Source organism: Methanohalophilus sp. RSK (assembly GCF_003722075.1).
Taxonomy (GTDB): domain Archaea; phylum Halobacteriota; class Methanosarcinia; order Methanosarcinales; family Methanosarcinaceae; genus Methanohalophilus.
Window position 1 is genome coordinate 133,022 of the sequence record NZ_RDSK01000014.1, and the last position, 19,475, is coordinate 152,496.

The following is a 19,475-nucleotide window of genomic DNA, read 5'->3' on the forward strand; positions in this document are numbered from 1 at the left end:
AAAAAGTCTGCCATAGAAAAATTCAGGCGTACATACCTGCTGACTCAGGAGACATGACAAGTGTATTGATCTCTTTTTTGTATTTTTCAATGCTTTTGAGGACATCATCGGTTGTCAGGGTTTCGGTTTCTATATTTTCTAAGTCCGAGCGGGTTATGACATCAGGCATCTGTTTGCGCAATTTGACGATTTTGTTAAATACACAGGCATTAATTATCCCTTTAACGTCAGCCCCCGTTAGGCCTTTGCTGGCCTTTGCCAGTTTTTCATAATCCATTCCTTCCTCAAGGTTGCGTCCGCTTAAGTGTATATGATAGATACCCTGCAGGGCCTTTTCATCGGGGAGGGGTACTTCCATTTTCAAATCAAATCTTCCCGGGCGCAGGAATGCCGGATCTATATGGTTGGGCCGGTTTGTAGCACCCATTATGATCACTCCTTTTGTACTTTCGATCCCATCCATTTCCTGCAAAAGAAGGGATACTATCCGTACTGTAACTTCATGTGAAGTGTCTCTCTGGGGCATTAATGCATCTATTTCATCAATAAAAATTACCGAAGGGCTGCTAGCCTTTGCTTTTTCGAAAAGGGTATTCAAGTTTTTCTCTGATTCTCCGTACCATTTGGAGAGTATGTCTGAACCATTTATGGAATAGAAGTTTGCATCGAGTTCTTTTGCAGCAGCCTTTGAAAGCATGGTCTTCCCGGTGCCTGGCGGCCCATATAACAGAATTCCACGAGGTAGTTCTGCCTTGTAAATCTCATATATTTTAGGAAAACGTATTCCCATGTCGATTAGCATTAGTTGCTCTTTTGCTTCCTTGCATCCCCCAACATCTTCAAAATCAATATCCAGAAATTCACGGGGAATGACTTCGAATTTCCCTTCTTCTCCTGTTTTTTCTCCTCCCTTTTCTTCAAATGAATGGGGTTTATATTCAGGTTCTCTTAGGGGCATTGGTACAAGGGATAGATCACTTTCTCCCTCGCCGGCTTCATATCCACAGTTTACAAGTATCTCGAGTATTTCCAGAAAAACGGGAATGTTTTCTTTTAATTCGGCAGGGTCAAGGATTGAGGTTGAGGATATTTTGAATGTTTTTTTGGTATGACTGAGTATGTAGAGATTTTTGTTTGCCGTGTTGAGTATGCGTAAACTTCTTTTTGTGCCTTCGATTGAGTATTTAGCTACCGGAAGTTCTTTTTTTAATAATTCGATGGTTTTTTCAGCACTTGCTTCGTCATCAAGGACGACTCTTCCGTATATATCATAAAGTTCATCATTAAAGGAATGTGGAGATACAAGGACAGCTGAAATTTCATAAATCTCGTCCCTTGTATGCAGGGGAGAAAGTAATGAAACAACATTTTCTTCGTTGATTGAGAAGAATATGTTATTATAATCCTTCATATTCAGGACATCACTGTTTATCTTAAAAGGCATATTTCAAAGTTTAATTTCCGTCTTTTAAAAAGGTTGCGCCACTTGGATAGTGGTTTTTTTGATGGTGTTTTATGAATTGAGAGGCCTTTGGCTCATTTAGCAGGAATAAATATAACTAATATTAAACTCAAATTTATATTAATGCTTATTGAGAGGTGACTACTATGAAGAAATTTATAACTATTCTGATGGCCCTATTTATCTTTTCCATGTCTGCAGGTGCCACGATTGTTGATGACATGAAAACCGAGGTGGATGAATACAATGCCAATTCGGATAACGTCCCCTCTTCCCTGAAGGACATGTTGGGGAATGAGCGTATTCATGTTACTATAGATATGAATAATGGGTCTGCGTTAAATCTCACAGCCGTGACAGTCGATGGTAAGATTGTTGAATTTGACGAAATGGAAGATGGTGAAGAATTTGAACCCTCTCTTATTGTAAAAACGGATGAGGACACCGCAAGGGCCATAATGGATTCTGCGTCTCCAGCTCAGGTTTTCCTGGATGCTTATGACAGAGGGGATATTGAGATAACTTCTCCAAGTTTTACAAAAAAAGTATCTCTTTCAGTAGGGAAATTTGTATTGAAAGTATCTCAATGGCTGGGCTTCTACTGATATAATTCCCTTGTTTTATTTATTTTTTATTTTTACTGTATGGCATTTCTACCAGAAACTACATAAAAGTTCATGCATAATTAGTTACAATTCTACTTATTGCATGTTATGCTATTACTGGCATATTTTTGACCCGTATGGCCAATCAGACTTATCAATAAGAGGACATGAAGAGGTATTCTATGAAAACTAAAATAACGGAAACAATTCTGAGGGATGCGCACCAGTCGCTTCTTGCGACCAGGATGCGCACGAGGAGTATGTTGCCTATTATTGAAGAATTGGACGAAGTTGGATATTATTCTCTCGAGATGTGGGGAGGAGCAACTTTTGATTCCTGCATCAGGTACCTCAATGAAGACCCCTGGGAAAGGCTGCGTGAACTTAAGAACCATATGGATAACACATATGCCCAGATGCTTCTGAGAGGACAGAATCTTGTTGGATACCGGCATTATTCCGATGATGTGGTCGAAAAGTTCGTGACCAAGGCCTATGAAAACGGTATTGATATCTTCCGTATATTTGATGCTGTTAATGATATACGTAACATGGAAAAGTCAATTACCGTTGCAAAAGGACTGGGGGCCCATGTACAGGGTACAATCAGTTACACCACAAGCCCGGTTCACACCGTTGAAAAATATGTGGATTTTGCTAATGAGCTGGCTGCTATGGATTGTGATTCGATTTGTATCAAAGATATGGCAGGGCTTTTGACACCGCATGAAGCCAAAGAACTGATTAGTTCTCTAAAAAAGGAAGTTGGCCTTCCTGTAGATCTCCACTGTCATTGCACTTCTGGTATGGCTCCTATGACTTACATGGCGGCATGTGATGCCGGTGTAGATATAATGGATACTGCCCTCTCTCCATTTGCCTGGGGTACCTCCCAGCCTCCCACCGAATCCGTGGTAGCTGCACTTAAAGGAACACCTTATGATACAGGTCTGGATCTCGAGCAGCTTGCCGTAGTAAGCCGTTATTTCAAGGATATCAAGTCCAAATACAGCGGGGTAATCAATCCGATATCCGAGCAGATTGATACCAATGTACTATTGTATCAGATTCCAGGAGGCATGCTTTCCAACCTTGTATCCCAGTTAAAGGAGCAGAACGCCCTTGACAGGTATGGTGATGTACTGGAAGAGATGCCCAAAGTCAGGGCCGAACTTGGATATCCACCTCTTGTAACACCTACAAGTCAGATAGTGGGATCACAGGCTGTCCTTAACGTTCTCATGGGGGAGCGGTACAAAGTTATTCCCAGAGAAGTCAAGGATTATGTGCGAGGTCTCTATGGCCGTTCACCATCACCTATAAGTGATGATATCATTACAATGATAATTGGTGAAGAAGATCCTATCGATGTAAGGCCGGCCGACCTGCTTGAACCTGAGTATGATAAAAGGAAAAAGGAAGCCGAAGAAATGGGTCTTGTCAAAAAGGAAGAAGACATATTGACATATATCCTGTATCCTTCCATCGCTCCAAAATTCCTGCGTGGGGAGGCCAGGGAAGAAAAACTTGCACCTGCCAAACAAACTGCATCACCACCTCTGTCTCAGGTTTCAATACCTACCAGGTTCAAGGTGGAAGTGGATAATGAAATGTTTGATGTACATGTTGAACCAATGGATGGTAGTGTTGTTGCAGTCGAGGAAAGCAGTCCAAAGACTCCTTCTACTTCAGCATCTTCTCCTGGTGCTGTAACCTGCCATATGCAGGGTATGGTTCTCTCAGTTGATGTCAACGTTGGGGACAATGTTGAAGAGGGAGATAAGATTGGTGTCATTGAAGCAATGAAGATGGAAAATGCTATCAATTCACCCCATGGCGGTATTGTCAAGGAAATCCTTGTTGCTGAAGGTGATTCCGTGACAACGGATGATGTGATTATGATCATTGAGTGATTTAGCCGGAGGTTTTCGATGTTTAAGAAAATACTGATTGCAAACCGCGGTGAGATCGCGATCAGGGTGATGAGGGCCTGCAAAGAGCTTGATGTGTCCACGGTTGCGGTTTATTCCGAAGCCGACAGCAATGCTCTTTTTGCCAAATATGCAGATGAGGCGTACTGTATAGGTCCACCTCCCTCTTCCAAAAGTTATCTGAATATAGATGCAATTATCGATGTGGCCAAAAAAGCAGGGGCAGAAGCAATTCATCCCGGATATGGTTTCCTTTCGGAGAATTCGAAATTTGCCAGTGCCTGTGAAAAAGCAGGCATCAAGTTTATCGGTCCATCGAGTGAAGTTATAGAAAAGATGGGTAGTAAGATCACTGCCCGTTCGGCAATGATCGAGGCCGGTGTACCGGTGGTTCCCGGTGATGGAAGAGCTGTTGAGGATGATGCTACGGCAATTGAAATAGGTGAATCCATCGGATATCCTCTGATGGTGAAAGCTTCGGCCGGTGGTGGTGGTATAGGCATGAAAGTTGTTTATACTCCCGAAGAGCTGACCCGGGCACTTTCATCCATACGTAATGTTGCAGCTTCTACATTTGGTGATTCAACCGTCTTCATTGAAAAATATCTTGAAGAACCACGCCACATAGAGATACAGATATTGGCTGACTCTCATGGCAATTGTCTATATTTCGGTGACCGTGAATGTTCCATTCAGAGAAGACACCAGAAATTGATTGAAGAAGCTCCCTCTCCCATAATGACTCCTGAACTTCGCAAGGATATGGGTGAGGCTGCTGTCAAAGCCGCCAAAACAATAGGGTATGTAAATGCCGGTACTGTTGAATTCCTGTATTCAAAGGGTGATTACTATTTCCTTGAAGTAAACACACGGTTGCAGGTAGAACATGGAGTTACGGAACTTGTTACCGGCATCGATATTGTAAAGCAGCAGTTGCGTGTTGCCTGTGATGAGAAATTACCTTTTACCCAGGATGATATTGAGATCCGCGGCTCGGCTATTGAATGCCGTATCAATGCCGAAGATCCCTTGAATGATTTCGCCCCATCACCCGGTAAGATACGCAGGTATCGTTCGGCAGGCGGCCCTGGTGTGAGAGTGGACAGTGGTGTCCATATGGGTTATGTTATTCCTCCCTTTTATGATTCAATGATCTCCAAACTGTGTGTATGGGGAAGTGATCGTGAGGAAGCCATTGCACGTATGAAAAGAGCCCTCTATGAATATGTGGTTGTAGGGGTTAAAACCAACATTCCTTTCCACAGAACGGTTTTGTCCATGGATGCATTTGTAAAAGGGGATCTTACAACACACTTCATTGATGCCCACAATGTGCTTTCAGCTTTAGAGAAGGTTGCTGTATCTGATAGTGAAAGATGTGCAACCCTTTCTTCTGCTCTTGAGGACCGCAACAAGAAAATTGCAGCGATCAGTACTGCAGTTGGTTCATATATGAATGCTGCAAGAAGACATGATATGAAAGGCTCAGATAAATGACGACAGATAACTTTTTTTATCTGTCACTCTTTCTTTATTGTGGGGAGTTTTTGTGGAGAACAAAAAGATTGAATTGATACGTCTTCTTTCTCAGACAGACGGCAAGCCTATTTCCGGGGAACAGATTGGCAGAAAACTGGAAATTTCCAGGACAATGGTCTGGAAATACATTCAGTCGCTTCAAAACCAGGGTTATTCAGTCATCTCATCCCCTGGCAAAGGTTATATTTTAAACTCGGTTCCCGATTCTCTTTTACCGGAACTTGTGCAAGCAGGTCTTGAAACAGATATTTTAGGTAAGGACATCCGGCATTTTATGGAACTTGAGTCCACCAACGATTATGCAAAAACAATTGCAAGAGATGCAAATGAAGGCACTGTTGTTGTTGCAGAAGTCCAGAAAAAGGGACGTGGTAGAAAGGGTTTTGATTGGGTCTCTCCTCAGGGGGGGATATGGATGTCTATAGTTCTTAAACCATCGATAGTTCCTGCGGATGCTTCAAGATTGACTCTTGTGGGCGGGCTTGCTGTGGTTGATTCTCTGAAATCAATTGGCCTTAATCCGTCTTTGAAATGGCCAAACGATGTGCTTGTTAACGGCAAAAAGATTTGTGGAATTCTTACAGAAATGGAAGCTGAAATAGATCGGGTTGGATATATTGTCCTGGGTCTGGGAATTAACTTAAACTTTAATACCGATATGTTGCCGGAGGAAATCCGGGATGGTTCCACAACCATAAGTGATGAGCTTGGTAACTATGTGGATAGGCTTGAATTTGTTCGCTCTTTACTGTATAATCTGGAACAGTATTATATCCATTTCAAGACACAACCCTTTGAAGAATTAATGGAAAGGTGGATAGATTCTTCGGATACTATTGGTAGAAACGTACGCATTGTCACTCCTTCTAAAATGCTGGAGGGCAGAGCAATTGGGGTATCTCTCTCCGGGGGTTTGCTTCTGCAGAAAAACGATGGTTCAACCGAAGAAATTATGTCTGGCCGTTGCATCTACATCTGACGGGGTTTGTGATGAAGGATATTCCATATTTTAAATTTTTTTATTATTTTATACTATGTAGTATTCTTTTGTGTGGTGTGGTAACTGCCGGGGATTCGGAAGTAATCCTCAATGGGACTTCCGTGTATGTCAAAGCCGGAGAGAGTTTCGATTTTGAGCAGAATTACTCTCTGCATGTCAAGTATGTCAATCCTGAAAGTGAAAGGGTATGGGTATCCCTTTCATTGAATGGTGAAAGTGTGGCGGATTCTATTCTGGGCAGGGATGAGGTATTTACCTACTCCAGTAATTCATCAACGGTATTCAATATTACAATGGATAGGATATATTATGGTTCCAGTGGTGAGCTGGTAACCTTTGAGCCGGTTTATCAATATGTAGATCAGAGGTATCCTTATGATCCGGATAATGAAGAGATGCAGAATAAAATGCCAAATTCATCTAAAAATGAATCTAAAAATCAGGGAGTGCCTTTTTTAAACCCGACACTCCTGGTTCTGTTTGCACTTCTGTTACCCTATGCTTATGAACACAGGTAATTTTAGAGTTTGATATCTCCTTTATCCATAAGGACTCTCAGTTCCTCAAGACTGAGTTTGCCGGTCTTTTCAAACTTTTCTTTTGCGGCGAAGTGCTGATCACTCTTTTTTTGTTCGTCCTTATTAGTTTGTATATCATTCAATTTATCAAGATAGATGCTCAGTTCATCCCTCAAGTTAGATATTTTTGTTTTGAGAGGATCTATCTTTTCACGGGTAGGAGCAATGACCTGATAGGTTTCTTTAATCTGCGAATGGAATTTATCCGCTTCTTTACGGACCTCATCGACCTGCTTATATAGCTCTATCATATTCAAATGATGTTGCTGGGATTTTTCTGCAAGTTGCTTTATTTCCTTTGAAACATCTCTTTCCTCGTCACCAATGTCCCTGGTATTTTCATAAATATTGATGACCTGGTTGTGGAAATAATTGGCAGCTTTTGCTGCTTCAAGACGCTTTTCCAGTTCGTTGAGTTTTTCAAAAAGATCCTGCTCGTGCTTCAGGGGAATGTCGGCGTTGAGGAATTTATCAAGGTCTTCTGCATAGGCTTTAGAAAGGGTTTCCAGACTCCCTTTTGATTGTTCGTTATATTGATCACGCTTTTTCTTGAGATAATTTATGTCTTTTACGACCTTGTTTCTTTCACCAGCAACTTCATTCCTTCTGGATTTTAAATCAGCTATCTTCTTGTTGATATCATCACGTTGCGTTTTTTCTTCCCGTGCCTCTTTTGCAAGTTCCCTGACTTTTGCATTGAGCTCATTCCTTTTCTCTTTGAGTTCATCAATATTAGTTTTATGAAGTTTGAGCTCTTCGAAAACCCCTTTTAAGCTCTTTTCATGCTGGGATATCTCTTTCCTGTAATTATTTACAGTATCTTTGAGTTCACGTTCTGTCATTGAAGATACATCTTTCATGCAACATTCCCCGCAATCACTTCTTTTTGGTTTTCCCAGTACTCAAGTGCTTCTTTGTGGCTTTTGATCCTTCTTTCCAGCCAGTTATGTCTGGGTTTTTTTTCACCAAGTTCTTTATGAATCTGATCCAGGTTTTCTTCTTTTTCCATAGATTTTATCAGGGATGCTATTTCGGAGGAAGCTTTTGAAGCTTCCTGTATGCGGGCTTTAATCTGGCTGGTGTATTCGCGTGTATTCTCTTTTTCAAGTTCAGCTATTTTTCCCAGGACATCTTGAATAGTTTTTTCTTCATTTTCCAGCTGTCTGGTCCTTTTCAACTCCTCTATGTCATCATTTGTGGAGTGCATAATTCGATTATCAAGTTCTTCGGGACAGGCTGTGAACATTTCTCCCAGCAGATTATTCGCCTGGTGATACAATTGCTGCTTTTTTTCCTTGAGTACTTCTAAGCGGTTTTTCTCTTCTTCTCTTTTATTTTTAGAGTTGCTTATTGTATCCTCGAGTTTTTTAACTTCATACTCAAGTTTACTGTATTCCGCATTGTACTCATTCAGAAACTTCTGGTGTTTTTCAATCACACCTTTCACCAATCCTTCTTTGCCAGGGAAGGGTGAATTTTCTTCAACTGCACTCTCATTCATCTTAAAAACCTTTCGTAGTCTTATATCCTGTATAATTGCGCATGTGGCACGCCATTAATAGTAATTATTGATTCGGGATTGATCATCCCGCATTCCAGGGCACATTCAATTGTTTTCTTGCCAAACAGATTCGCACTGGTTGCCCTTCCAAGAGCAGATTGCACTTGTTTTTCAGATACGATGTCCCCTTTATAGAAACTTTCCGTTATTTCGACAACAACATTCCCGTGTTCCAATTTCTGTCCGATTAACTCCTGGTCACAAGCAGCAACAATCAGTATGTCTCCGGCTCGGTGTTCTTTGAGGTACATATATTTCCTCATACAAGTCTTATATGTTTTTTATCAGGTGCCAGCAAATCACCCGTTCGTTTCATTTTCTGAATAAGCTCCTCTGCATGTTCCCTATCTATATTTTCAGCTGAGGCTTCTTCATAGACTTCATCCAAGGGTGCTTTACCGCCGGCATGTTTCTGACTTACATGCTTTATAACATCCTGAAGTATGTGTATTTTGTCACGCTGGCTTTTACTTGTACCTGATGCTATGACATCCACATCAAGAGCTCCGGTGTCAGGATCAACACCAACTTGTTTCATACATGCGAGGGAAATTTTAGTGGTACGTTTTGCATCTTCAAGGGTCACAGTGTTGCTAAGCCGGATTCGGGCGCTGGATTCAGCAAGCCTGACCAGTGCTTCCAGCTGCCGTGCAGTGACAGGTACGGGTGAATCTTTGTTTTCTCCCATCTTACGTAGATCTAGATAGAAATCGACCAGATGTTGCCTGGCCTCTTCTTCCATAATGGGGTAGACCATCCTGCGTGCATAGGCTACGTATTTGCGCAATAATTCCGTCTCGATTTCAGGTAGGATTACTTTTTGATGAGAAGCAACCTTTTCCTGTGTGATTGTAGAAGTGGATAACTTGTCCCATTGCTCATAGAGTTCTCCGGCATAATGGGATTTGAGAATATGGTTTGCGATATTGGTGTCCATTTTTGAATCCGGTACATCAAGCAGGATGAAAATCAGATCAAACCTGGATATGAGGGCGGGAGGCATATTGATCTGCTCTGCAAGCCCTTCGTATCTGTCAAAACGCCCGTATTTAGGGTTTGCTGCTCCCAGCAAGGCACAACGGGATTTCAGTGTTGCCAGGATTCCAGCTTTTGCTACAGAGATTGTTTGTTGTTCCATTGCCTCATGGAGTGCACTTTTGTCTTCTCTGCTCATCTTATCCATTTCGTCCACTGCCGCAACTCCCATGTCTGCCATTACCAGGGCACCGGCTTCCAGTGTCCAGCGACCGTCTCCCAGATCATCCTTAACCGCTGCTGCGGTCAGTCCACTTGATGAGGCACTCTTACCCGAGGCAAACACACCTCTTGGGGATAATTTCACCATGTATCTGAGTAACTGACTTTTTGCAATACCGGGGTCTCCTACAAGCAACAGGTGGATATCTCCTCTGACACGTCCTCCGTCAGGCAGGGATTTTGGGACTCCTGAGAATAACTGTAAAGTTAGTGCTTCTTTGATATTCTCATAACCATAAATTGAAGGTGCTATGGATTTTATAATTTTATTATATATCTGTGGATCATTGCTAAGTTCTATTATTTCGTCTTCTTCTTCCGGAGATATATCCAGCTCATCAAATTCCTGATCCAGGTATTCTATGGAATTGCAGTGTAAAACAAGATCGTAGAATGTGGATTTACCTTCGCGTGTGGTTCGTTGGTGGGATCTGAGGATGCCGTTTACTACTACACGGTCACCTGGTTTCACAATGCCGGCAAGTTCATCTTCGGCATCGACATCAATACTCTGGGGCTGACTTCCTCCCTTGAGACTTTCGGGAGATTCCTGTACCTGGAGCTTCTGGGCATCGATGAAATTGGATTTATCAATGAGAAGTTTGAATGGCCCTCTTTTGCCGCAACTCTCTTCTTCACATTCGCCGGGTTCCACGAATTTTGGCCCGCTCTGGGGTACATAATTTACTGTTTCACAACGCATACAGTAAAATGCCGCATTGGTAATCTTTGGACGTACTTCGGTTGCCTTGCGGATCATTCCTTCAACTGCAATGAACTTGAGAAGATGATTGCTCCTGAGGTCACGTATCGTGACCTTGTTTGGAATACTGGTAAACTGGATGTGTGCATCATGCAGTTGTTTCTCAACAGGGAGCTCAATTTGTTTAAGAGCTTCTTCAGCCGAGGGGATAACCTCATCCGGCGTTTGTAATAATTCTTCGGAAAGTTCCCTGTCGAATTGTTCCAGATCTGTAAAATTTACTTCTATACTTCGTAATTCCGGGTATTCGTTGGCAAGTTTAAGTATATCGTGCCAGCAATACCGTTTAAGGAAATCCCGAAACTTATTTTCCCATTTTTCTTCCGTCATTAATATCAGTGCATACCAGATTTGACTTCGGATTATAAAAACTTACAACCTTTATCTATCTTTCGTGTGTATCATTTCTTTTGTCGTTGTATATCCCTGAGTACACCTCTTAATGTCTGTACTTCCCGGGGGGTAAGTTCTGCACGTCCGAATATCCTTTTTAGCATAATTGAAGTTTTTTCTATCTTATGTTTGGGGTGTTTTATATCTGCAAGCACCTGTTCTAAGTGGTCATATAACAATTGAAGATCAAAACCATCAGCAATTGGTCTCTCGCCGATTTCCAGATTGCTCATCTCATACATTGTAACTGTTGCTGCATGGGAGATGTTCATTATGGGATATTTTTCTGATGTTGGAATTGTCATTATCATATCGCACCGTTTGAGTTCTTCCCGGTTAAATCCATTATCTTCTCTTCCGAAAAGGAAGGCGATCTTTCCATTAATTTCTCTGAATTTATTCCTGATCTCGGCGGGAGTGTAGGCCGGCATACGTATGTGCTGGTCGGTTTTTATACCTGCAATTCCCGATGTACCAATTACTATATCTGTATCTCCAATAGCCTCTTCCAATGTGTCTACCTTTGGGGCACTTTCCAGTAAATCACGTGCATTGCATGACATTGCTCTTGCCTGTCCTTCGAGTTTGCAGGGATTTACAAGCACCAGGTCATCAAATCCGAAGTTTTCCATTGAGCGTGTAACCGAACCTACATTTCCCTGGTATAGAGGTTCTACAAGTACGATTCTTATCTGCGGTGACATGTCTTGCTTTTTGAATACGCTCTTTACTATAATATCTTGCGAATGGTTGTCTGTTTGTAGGTGGGTTGATGCAATATTTCGTGCCAAAAAATGTTATATATGATACGAACAATCTATTTTCTGCTGCTCTAACAGCATTACTATGGAGTGATTTAATGAGTCTTGAAAAAATATTGAAAGATACTTTCAAAGGGGAAACGACAGAAGTTGGATGGTACCTTGCCATGTCAAAACTGGCAGAGAGGGAAGGCTACCCTGAAGTTGCAGTTTACTTGCGCCAGATTGCAATGGATGAGGCCTGGCATGCCGCAGAGACTGCAGAAATTCTTGGCCTGATCAAAGATACCACAATTGAGAACATCAAGATGATGCTTGAAGGTGAAACCATGGCAGAAGGTGAAAAGGGTGATGCTGCTAAAGTTGCCAGGGATGAAGGTAATGTACAGGCAGCTCTTTTCTTCGAGAAAGCTTCCTTTGATGAGGCAAGGCATAAAGAAGGCCTTAAAGGTCTGCTGGAAAGATTGGAAAAAGAGTGCTAATGAGGGATTATTAATGTCAAAAGATATTCTTGAAAAGGGTGCCATTCTCCAGAGGGACCGTGAAACATTCGCTATTGCCCCCCAAACACCGGGAGGCATTGTATCACCTGATATGTTGCGTAAGATTGCTGACACTGCGGACAAATATGAGGCATCTGCCATTAAACTGACATCTGCTCAGCGTGTCTGTATTGTAGGTCTCAAGGAAGACGATATTGACAATGCCTGGGATGACCTGGGTATGAAACCAGCTGCTGCAATAGGTCCATGTGTGAGAAGTATCAAGATTTGTCCGGGTACCACTTTCTGTAAACGTGGTCAGCAGGATGCTGTAACTCTCGGCCTTGAGCTGGACGAAAAATACCATGGAATGCAACTTCCATCCAAATTCAAAATTGCGGTATCAGGCTGCATGAATTCCTGTTCCGAACCGGCTGTCAGGGATATAGGTATCATGGGTACTCCAAAAGGTTATACCGTGATGGTTGGGGGCAATGCAGGTATTCGTCCAAGACTTGGTGATGTGATAGCTGATGAACTGAATGATGATGAGGTCAAAGAACTCGTTGATAAGATTGTCAGCTTTTACAAGACCCACACAAAAAAGCACAGGATCGGACGCATGATCGATGATATGGGTCTTGAGGATTTCATGCGGGAAATTGGCCTGTAATTTACAGGATTCTATTCCATCCTTTCCTTTTTTTTCTAATTCTCCTCTCCGGTTTTGTTTTTTGCATAATGAAAATATTTAAATATAATTGTTACCACCAATAAACCATCTTATATTAATACTGCTAATAATTTTTGTAAAATATCTTTTAAAATGGTATCAGGAGATAGAATTTATGGCTATGGAATATTATGCTGGCATATCCGATGCTATGAGGATCACATTCGTGCAGGTCATGATACTGGCCACGATCGCAATTGTGATATTCCTCTATGGAATGTATATAAATCTGAAAAAATGGGGATTAGGTGCTGAAAGTTACGGTCAAAAGCCTTCCAAAGGCAGCATCTTTACTTTCCCGAAAACACTGGCCTATCAGCTGAGTGAGGATGGGCATGGTCATGGGCAGAATATCATTGTGACTCTTGTGCTTGATATTCTATTGCAGCGTCGTATAATGCGCCGCAGTCCCCTTCGCTGGTTCATGCATATTACCATTTTTGTAGGCTGGATGGCCCTTTTTATTATGTCCCTTCTAATGTTCCTTGTGGAATTACTTCACATGGCACATCTGGGAATCGGGCCCGAACCTGCAGTCTTCAGGGAATTCCTCAGTCCAATTAATGACCTGTTCAGCTACATTCTGCTTACAGGTATAATAATTGCAATCGCAAGAAGGCTCTTTATTCCAAGAATGCGTGAAGCTACCATTGCATATGACTCCATACTGCTTGGTGGACTGACACTCATTACTGTTACAGGTTTTATTTCAGATGGTATCAGGAACGGCACTTTCTGGGGCATGGGTCTTGAAAATCACCTTGCTCCACCAGCTGCACTGTTCCACGTGATAATTTCCCTGCTCTTCTGTATTGCTTACATCCCGTACAGCAAATACATCCACATGATTGCATCACCCCTTACGATTTTGGCCAACAAGGGAGGCGAATAAAATGGTACGTGATAATCCGTCTATTACAACGGAAAACCTTACAGCTGTCCAGCTTATGGAAATCGATTCCTGCACACGCTGTGGTGAATGTGTACAGTGGTGCCCGACCTATGACGCATCAGGCAAAAAACCCGGTCTTGCACCCAGGGACAAGATTCTGCGCTGGCAGGAATATATGAAGAAATCCTATGGTCTGCGTGCCCGGCTCTTTGGGCCCAAACAGGTTCCAGAGGAAGAAATTGAACAATTCAAGGAAGATGTTTACGGATGTACCACCTGTGCAATGTGTGCTACAGTTTGTGAATCCGGTATCAATACCGTTGAACTCTGGGAAGCAATGCGTGCCAATCTCGTAAAACGTGGCAATGGTCCTGTTGGTAAACAGCCCATGTTTGTCAAGCTCATAGGAGAATATGGCAACCCATACATGGCAGATCCCAAGGAACGTATCAGCTGGGTTCCCGATGATGTGAAAATAGAAGATAAAGCAGATATTCTCTATTTCGGTGGTTGTACCGCGGAACTGAGGCAGAAGAAGCTTGCTTTTGCAACCGCACGTGTACTGAACCATCTGGATATTCCATTCACCATGCTCGGCGAGGATGAACAATGCTGTAATTCCGCTCTTGTAAGAACCGGCCAGTACGAAATCGAAGACATTTCCAGAAAGTCTGCCCGTAAAAATGTAGACGGTATCAAGGCAAAGGGTGCTACCAAGGTACTCTTCGCTTGCGCGGGTTGCTACAGGACGGCCCTTGTGGATTGGCCAAGGTTGCTTGGTGAAGAACTTCCATTCGAAATTATCCACATAACCGAGTACCTTGACAAACTCATCGATGAAGGCAAGATCAACTGGAAACAGCCCTTTGATAATAAGACAATTACCTACCATGACCCATGTCACCTGGGACGCCACGTGGGAGTCTTCGAACCACCACGAAAAGTCCTGCGCAGTATTCCCGGTCTGAACTTTGTTGAGATGGACCGTATCAAGGATAACCAGCGCTGCTGTGGTGCAGGCGGTGGTGTCAAAGCAGGTATTCCGGATCTTGCACTTGGTGTCGCTGAGACAAGGGTTGAAGATGCTCTTGCCAAGAATCCGGATATTCTTTCCAGTGCCTGTCCATTCTGTAAGAGAAATCTTTGTGATGGCAGGGACTCTGTCAAAGCAGACAATCTGGAAGTTGAAGATATCATTGTTTTGACAGCTGAGGCTCTTGGTATCGATCTTTCTGATTGTGAAGATCAGGCAAGATAATCAACTCAAGGGGTTCTACCCCTTTTATTTTCTCTTTTTAGAAACCTACATAAATTATCAGTTACGTCTTGTTGCTGCTATGCAAATTCCCTATGAGTTTTTAGGCAGGATATTCATATACCTGATGATTTTGGCTTTGGCAGGGATACTGTTGGCACTTATAGTAGGTGCATACAGTTTCAGGAAAAGGCACATTATTTTCCCAAATTTTGTGCTTTTCATTCTCTATATGTTCTATACTCCAGCCAAATGGATATGCAGAATGTTCCATATCAGGGATACCCTGGTTGATGAGATTCTGATCGAAGTGCGCAATGCTGTAATGCTGGATGAATTTAGGAACAGTGGCGGTTTACGTGTTCTATTCCTGCCACAATGTCTCAGACATGCCCGGTGTCCTGCGCGTTGTGACCCTATTCATGGTTATGAATGTCGGCGATGTGGTCTCTGCTCCATTGGTTATATCAGCGAGGAAGCTGAAAAACGTGGATTCCGCGTTTTTGTAATTCCCGGAGGAAGTTTCATAAAGAAAATCATAAACAACTATCATCCTACTTCATGTATCGGAGTGGCCTGTTATACTGAACTTGCAGAGGCTATGGAAGAAGTTTCATTTATGCCAGTGCAGGGAATCTGCCTCTTAAAAGATGGTTGTTTTGAAACAGAAGTGGACGTTGAGGCTGTAATTGAGAAAATGGAGGCATGCAATGTACGATCTGATAGGTAAAGTGCTAATAGGAGCCGTGGCAATATCTGTCTTATTGAGTAGCCTTGCTCTTTTTGTCAGCCGCATCAGCCTTAATCGGCATGTACGTCTTGCAGGTATTTTTGCATGGATACTTGATTTATTCTACCTGCCTATCAAATATTTCTTTTGCAAGTTGTCCGATCCCCGTATTCTGGATAGCTGGATGGTTTCCCTGAAAAACATCGCTCATTACCATGCTTTCAGAAGGACTCGTAACAGGATAATGCTCCTTCCCCACTGTATGCGCAATCTTGATTGCCCTGCCCATGCTTCAAGATATGGTATACAATGCAAGGAATGTGGCAGGTGTATCGTTGGACAGCTAAAAAGAGATGCGCAGAAGTATGGTTATCGTTTTTACATTATAACCGGTTCCTCATTTGTGAAGCATGTATTGAAAGAAAAGCCTGCAGATGGAATTCTGGTTGTTGGTTGTAATTATGAGATTAACAAGGGTATGCGTTTTCTACGAGATAAAGGCGTTATTGCTTATGGTGTCCCTCTTGAAAGTGATGGTTGTTATAATACCTCTATAAGTTACGAAAAAATTGCAGGTATTCTTGAAGAATTCGGCCCGGTTGATGGTAGTTTGTGAGTGAGGGGAGTAAGCTCCCTTCTGTTGATGCAAAGATGCATTGGCAGTATTCGGCTAAGCGTCACACCAAAACGGGGTTTGTCCGAACAACAACTTTGATCCCATTTCGACTTGCACCCACGAGGATTCGCCGTTCCATCCGTACCCTACGCGACCTCAATTTTTCATATCATTGCTTTAACGCAGGTCGGTATCGTTTCTGTGCCATCATGCGGTAAAACCGCAAGAGCCGGTTTCCCGGCTGCCCGGGCTCTCGCCCGATACCCTTTACAGGTATTCGCGTGTCCGGAAGGTGGGGAGACTTTCCTCAGACCCGAAGGCCCGGAAACTGCCCTCCCTCTCTCACAAAGCCCCTAATTCATCGGATATATAGAAATACTTATCGCAATGGCTTTTTTTTATTTTCTTATTCAGAATTAAAATTCAGTGAAATCGAATCTATGCAAAAGTGCTCTCCGGTAGGGGCCGGTCCATCATCAAAAACATGGCCCAGGTGGCCTCCACAACGGCTGCATATCACTTCGATGCGTTTCATTCCCGGGGAATAGTCCGGTATTCTTTCAATGTTGTCTTCAGATACTGCTTCCTGGAAGCTTGGCCAGCCGGTGCCTGTATCGTACTTTGTAGAGGAAGAAAATAGTTCCTGGCCACATCCGGCACAGGAGTAGATACCTTTTTCATAAAAATCATTGTATTTGCCACTGAAAGGTGCTTCTGTACCTTTTTTCCTGAGGATACGAAACTGTTCTGCAGACAATCGTTTTTTCCATTCTTCTTCTGAAATTTGGTTCCAGTTTTCTGACATATTAACTCTCAGTAAAGATATTGCAAACGGCTGGATGGAGAATGTTTGGTAGGATTGAATCAGCCGTTCGCAACCATACTAACATTGTGTTTGGGTTACATAATCGTTTGCCTGATGCCTTAGGGTACGACCAAAACCTGCGTTTTAGAATGTCTTACCACATTTTCTGCCACACTGCCAAGCAAAAGATGACTGATACCGGTTCTACCAAGTGTTCCCATCACGATGAGGTCTATCCCATTTTCCGTGGCAAATTTGGTGATGCCATCTGCGGGATTGCCCTCAATGATTAAAGGTTCTACCTCAACATTTGCTTTTTTCCCGGCGTCAACAACGTATTCAGTTGCACCTTTTCCTTCATCTTTAAGGTGATTGCGCAATGAATCAGCCCACTTTTCTCCGCGAGACGCGATAGATACACTTACAGGTGGTAAAACGTAGACCGCCTTGACCTTTGCGTCGGTTGCTTTTGCAAGTTCAATACCCCAGCTAACGGCATTCTTTACATTCTCAGACCCATCGGTAGCTATCATTATCTTTTCAATTTTCGTACTCATCAATATACCCCATAATATCTTGTGATTATTATGCTATATTTCTTTTGGTTGTATTTGCAATATAATCACAATCTTAATTTATGGCTACTATCATTTATTCCATGATGGGCGAAACGGTTCTTGTTGCAGAGGATATTTTCCGGGATTACGGTTGCCTACATGCTCTAAATGGAATTAACCTGTGTGTGGAAGAAGGTGAATTTATTGCAATTATCGGTCCCAATGGGGCAGGCAAATCTACCCTTCTGAAAATTGTTGCCTCTCTGACCTCTCCTACCAAAGGTACATTGCAAATCTTTGGAACAAAAGATAAAGACAGGGAGGATGTACAGGATAGAATAGGAATGCTTTCCCATGAAACTTTCCTGTATGACAACCTGACAGCTCGTGAAAATCTTTTGTTTTTTGGGAAACTGTATGGCATGGAACATGCTGCTCTTGATGAGAGATGTGATTATCTTATCCGGAAAGTCGGTCTGTGGAAAAGGGCCGAAGATCCTGTTAAAAATTTCTCAAGGGGGATGAAACAACGTCTGTCCCTTGCAAGGGCTATTATCCATGACCCTTCCTTGCTATTACTTGATGAGCCTTATACCGGCCTTGATATGAATGCATCTTCACTTATGGAAAACCTCCTTGTGGAAAAATCGGGTATGACGAAGATAATGGTAACTCATGATATGGACAAGGCATTTCGTCTGTGCAATCGTCTGTTGATCATGGAGGCCGGGAATATTGTTCATGATGTGGTAGCCAACGATCCAAATGCACGTAAATTTGCCGAAGCCGTCTGTTTTTCTGATGGAGGGCAATTTAAATGCTAAAGGGTCTGAATATAGCCTTTAAGGATTTGAAAATTGAAAGCAGGGCCAGGGAGATATTTATTTCGATGGTTGTTTTTTCGTTATTGATCCTTATCATCTTTAGTATTGCTTTTTCTGACCTGTTGTCTTCTGCCAGCAAAACTGCAACTGTGACTTCGGGTGTGCTCTGGATATGTTTCATATTTGCAGGGACGCTGGGCTTAAACCGCACTTTTGCTACAGAGGTCCAGAACGGTTGTATGGATGCCCTGAAAATGTGCCCCATACCCCGCAATTCAATTTACCTCTCCAAGGTCATCTTTGTATTCTTGCTGATGCTACTGGTAGAGATAATTACTATCCCAATGTTTTCTGTCCTCTTTAATTACCAGTTTACTGCAATCATCTGGGTAGGGATAGTCATATTACTGGGATCCTTTGGCTTTGTTGTGGTGGGATGCCTGATATCTGCTCTTGTCATACGGGCCCGTGCAGGGGAAATGCTGCTTCCTGTCCTGCTTTTACCCCTGTCCCTGCCGGTGATCATCCCGGCGGTCTCGGCTACGTCGGGCCTGTTGAGGGGTGAGGATATATTTTCTTTAATGTCATCTATCCGACTGCTGGTAGTCTATGACTTTGTCTTCTTTGCAGTTTCAATGCTGGTTTTTGAATATGTCGTAGAGGATTAATATACAATGAGTTCCATAGTCATGCAGACATCTGAAATAACCCTTACAAACCGGTGATGTTAG

At 42.6% G+C, this 19,475-nt stretch carries 21 protein-coding genes and 1 other RNA gene; 13 read left to right on the plus strand and 9 right to left on the minus strand.

What is annotated here, in order from left to right; all coding sequences use genetic code 11:
* Positions 1-22: 22 nt before the first annotated feature.
* Entirely contained in the window at positions 23-1,444 is a 1,422-nt protein-coding gene (locus tag EFE42_RS07750; RefSeq protein ID WP_123136706.1) for a 26S protease regulatory subunit, read from the minus strand.
* Between the two features lie 164 nt (positions 1,445-1,608).
* On the opposite strand from EFE42_RS07750, the gene EFE42_RS07755 reads away from it, so the two are divergent.
* The 5 genes from EFE42_RS07755 (at position 1,609) to EFE42_RS07775 (ending at position 7,055) form a co-directional block, all read left to right on the plus strand.
* Complete coding sequence (locus EFE42_RS07755) at positions 1,609-2,067, plus strand: hypothetical protein (protein ID WP_123136707.1); 459 nt, start codon at positions 1,609-1,611, stop codon at positions 2,065-2,067.
* Positions 2,068-2,249: 182 nt separating this feature from the next.
* On the plus strand, positions 2,250-3,980 hold the full coding sequence (gene oadA / locus EFE42_RS07760) for a sodium-extruding oxaloacetate decarboxylase subunit alpha (RefSeq protein WP_123136708.1): 1,731 nt from the start codon (positions 2,250-2,252) through the stop codon (positions 3,978-3,980).
* Between the two features lie 18 nt (positions 3,981-3,998).
* Positions 3,999-5,495 carry an acetyl-CoA carboxylase biotin carboxylase subunit gene (locus EFE42_RS07765; protein ID WP_123136709.1) on the plus strand — a complete coding sequence of 499 codons (1,497 nt, stop codon included), beginning with the start codon at positions 3,999-4,001 and terminating at the stop codon, positions 5,493-5,495.
* A 52-nt stretch (positions 5,496-5,547) separates the two neighbouring features.
* Positions 5,548-6,516, plus strand: coding sequence for a biotin--[acetyl-CoA-carboxylase] ligase (locus EFE42_RS07770; protein WP_123136710.1), 969 nt, complete (start codon positions 5,548-5,550; stop codon positions 6,514-6,516).
* A 77-nt stretch (positions 6,517-6,593) separates the two neighbouring features.
* A complete protein-coding gene (locus EFE42_RS07775) occupies positions 6,594-7,055 on the plus strand; it encodes an S-layer protein domain-containing protein (RefSeq protein WP_233564780.1) in 462 nt (153 codons plus the stop codon).
* A gap of 2 nt (positions 7,056-7,057) precedes the next feature.
* Here the strand turns inward: EFE42_RS07775 and EFE42_RS07780 are convergent, their stop codons facing one another.
* The 5 genes from EFE42_RS07780 to EFE42_RS07800 form a co-directional block, all read right to left on the minus strand.
* The gene (locus EFE42_RS07780) at positions 7,058-7,975 is read right to left on the minus strand and encodes a coiled-coil protein (protein WP_123136712.1); all 918 of its coding nucleotides are present in this window, start codon (positions 7,973-7,975) and stop codon (positions 7,058-7,060) included.
* The gene (locus tag EFE42_RS07785) at positions 7,972-8,616 is read right to left on the minus strand and encodes a hypothetical protein (protein WP_123136713.1); all 645 of its coding nucleotides are present in this window, start codon (positions 8,614-8,616) and stop codon (positions 7,972-7,974) included. Before EFE42_RS07785 ends, EFE42_RS07780 begins: the two co-directional genes overlap by 4 nt.
* A 20-nt stretch (positions 8,617-8,636) precedes the next feature.
* Positions 8,637-8,927, minus strand: a complete 291-nt coding sequence (locus tag EFE42_RS07790) for a DUF424 domain-containing protein (RefSeq protein WP_123136714.1) — start codon at positions 8,925-8,927, stop codon at positions 8,637-8,639.
* An 8-nt stretch (positions 8,928-8,935) separates the two neighbouring features.
* Positions 8,936-11,026: a minichromosome maintenance protein MCM gene (locus tag EFE42_RS07795; protein WP_199724108.1), complete on the minus strand. Its 2,091-nt coding sequence runs from the start codon at positions 11,024-11,026 to the stop codon at positions 8,936-8,938.
* Between the two features lie 71 nt (positions 11,027-11,097).
* Positions 11,098-11,793 carry an RNA methyltransferase gene (locus tag EFE42_RS07800; protein WP_123136716.1) on the minus strand — a complete coding sequence of 232 codons (696 nt, stop codon included), beginning with the start codon at positions 11,791-11,793 and terminating at the stop codon, positions 11,098-11,100.
* A gap of 155 nt (positions 11,794-11,948) precedes the next feature.
* Here EFE42_RS07800 and EFE42_RS07805 point away from each other — a divergent pair, with 155 nt between their 5' ends.
* From EFE42_RS07805 to EFE42_RS07830, 6 genes are all read left to right on the plus strand, one after another.
* A complete protein-coding gene (locus EFE42_RS07805) occupies positions 11,949-12,332 on the plus strand; it encodes a ferritin family protein (protein ID WP_123136717.1) in 384 nt (127 codons plus the stop codon).
* 13 nt (positions 12,333-12,345) lie between these two features.
* Positions 12,346-13,005, plus strand: coding sequence for an NAD(P)/FAD-dependent oxidoreductase (locus EFE42_RS07810; protein WP_123136718.1), 660 nt, complete (start codon positions 12,346-12,348; stop codon positions 13,003-13,005).
* Positions 13,006-13,180: 175 nt separating this feature from the next.
* On the plus strand, positions 13,181-13,957 hold the full coding sequence (locus EFE42_RS07815) for a disulfide reductase (protein WP_123136719.1): 777 nt from the start codon (positions 13,181-13,183) through the stop codon (positions 13,955-13,957).
* A 1-nt stretch (position 13,958) separates the two neighbouring features.
* A complete protein-coding gene (locus EFE42_RS07820; RefSeq protein ID WP_123136720.1) occupies positions 13,959-15,215 on the plus strand; it encodes a (Fe-S)-binding protein in 1,257 nt (418 codons plus the stop codon).
* Positions 15,216-15,294: 79 nt separating this feature from the next.
* Positions 15,295-15,942: a DUF116 domain-containing protein gene (locus tag EFE42_RS07825; RefSeq protein WP_123136756.1), complete on the plus strand. Its 648-nt coding sequence runs from the start codon at positions 15,295-15,297 to the stop codon at positions 15,940-15,942.
* Positions 15,923-16,558 carry a DUF116 domain-containing protein gene (locus EFE42_RS07830; RefSeq protein ID WP_123136721.1) on the plus strand — a complete coding sequence of 212 codons (636 nt, stop codon included), beginning with the start codon at positions 15,923-15,925 and terminating at the stop codon, positions 16,556-16,558. Before EFE42_RS07825 ends, EFE42_RS07830 begins: the two co-directional genes overlap by 20 nt.
* On the opposite strand, the gene rnpB is transcribed toward EFE42_RS07830, so the two are convergent.
* The 3 genes from rnpB to EFE42_RS07845 all read right to left on the minus strand — a co-directional run bounded on the left by rnpB (position 16,557) and on the right by EFE42_RS07845 (position 17,920).
* Positions 16,557-16,902: RNase P RNA component (gene rnpB / locus EFE42_RS07835), an RNA gene on the minus strand. The genes EFE42_RS07830 and rnpB overlap by 2 nt on opposite strands.
* A gap of 62 nt (positions 16,903-16,964) precedes the next feature.
* Positions 16,965-17,363, minus strand: a complete 399-nt coding sequence (gene msrB / locus EFE42_RS07840; RefSeq protein WP_123136722.1) for a peptide-methionine (R)-S-oxide reductase MsrB — start codon at positions 17,361-17,363, stop codon at positions 16,965-16,967.
* Between the two features lie 119 nt (positions 17,364-17,482).
* Entirely contained in the window at positions 17,483-17,920 is a 438-nt protein-coding gene (locus tag EFE42_RS07845) for a universal stress protein (protein ID WP_123136723.1), read from the minus strand.
* 80 nt (positions 17,921-18,000) lie between these two features.
* Here EFE42_RS07845 and EFE42_RS07850 point away from each other — a divergent pair, with 80 nt between their 5' ends.
* Positions 18,001-18,744, plus strand: coding sequence for an ABC transporter ATP-binding protein (locus EFE42_RS07850; protein ID WP_233564775.1), 744 nt, complete (start codon positions 18,001-18,003; stop codon positions 18,742-18,744).
* A complete protein-coding gene (locus tag EFE42_RS07855; protein ID WP_123136724.1) occupies positions 18,738-19,412 on the plus strand; it encodes a heme exporter protein CcmB in 675 nt (224 codons plus the stop codon). Before EFE42_RS07850 ends, EFE42_RS07855 begins: the two co-directional genes overlap by 7 nt.
* The last annotated feature ends 63 nt before the right edge of the window (positions 19,413-19,475 follow it).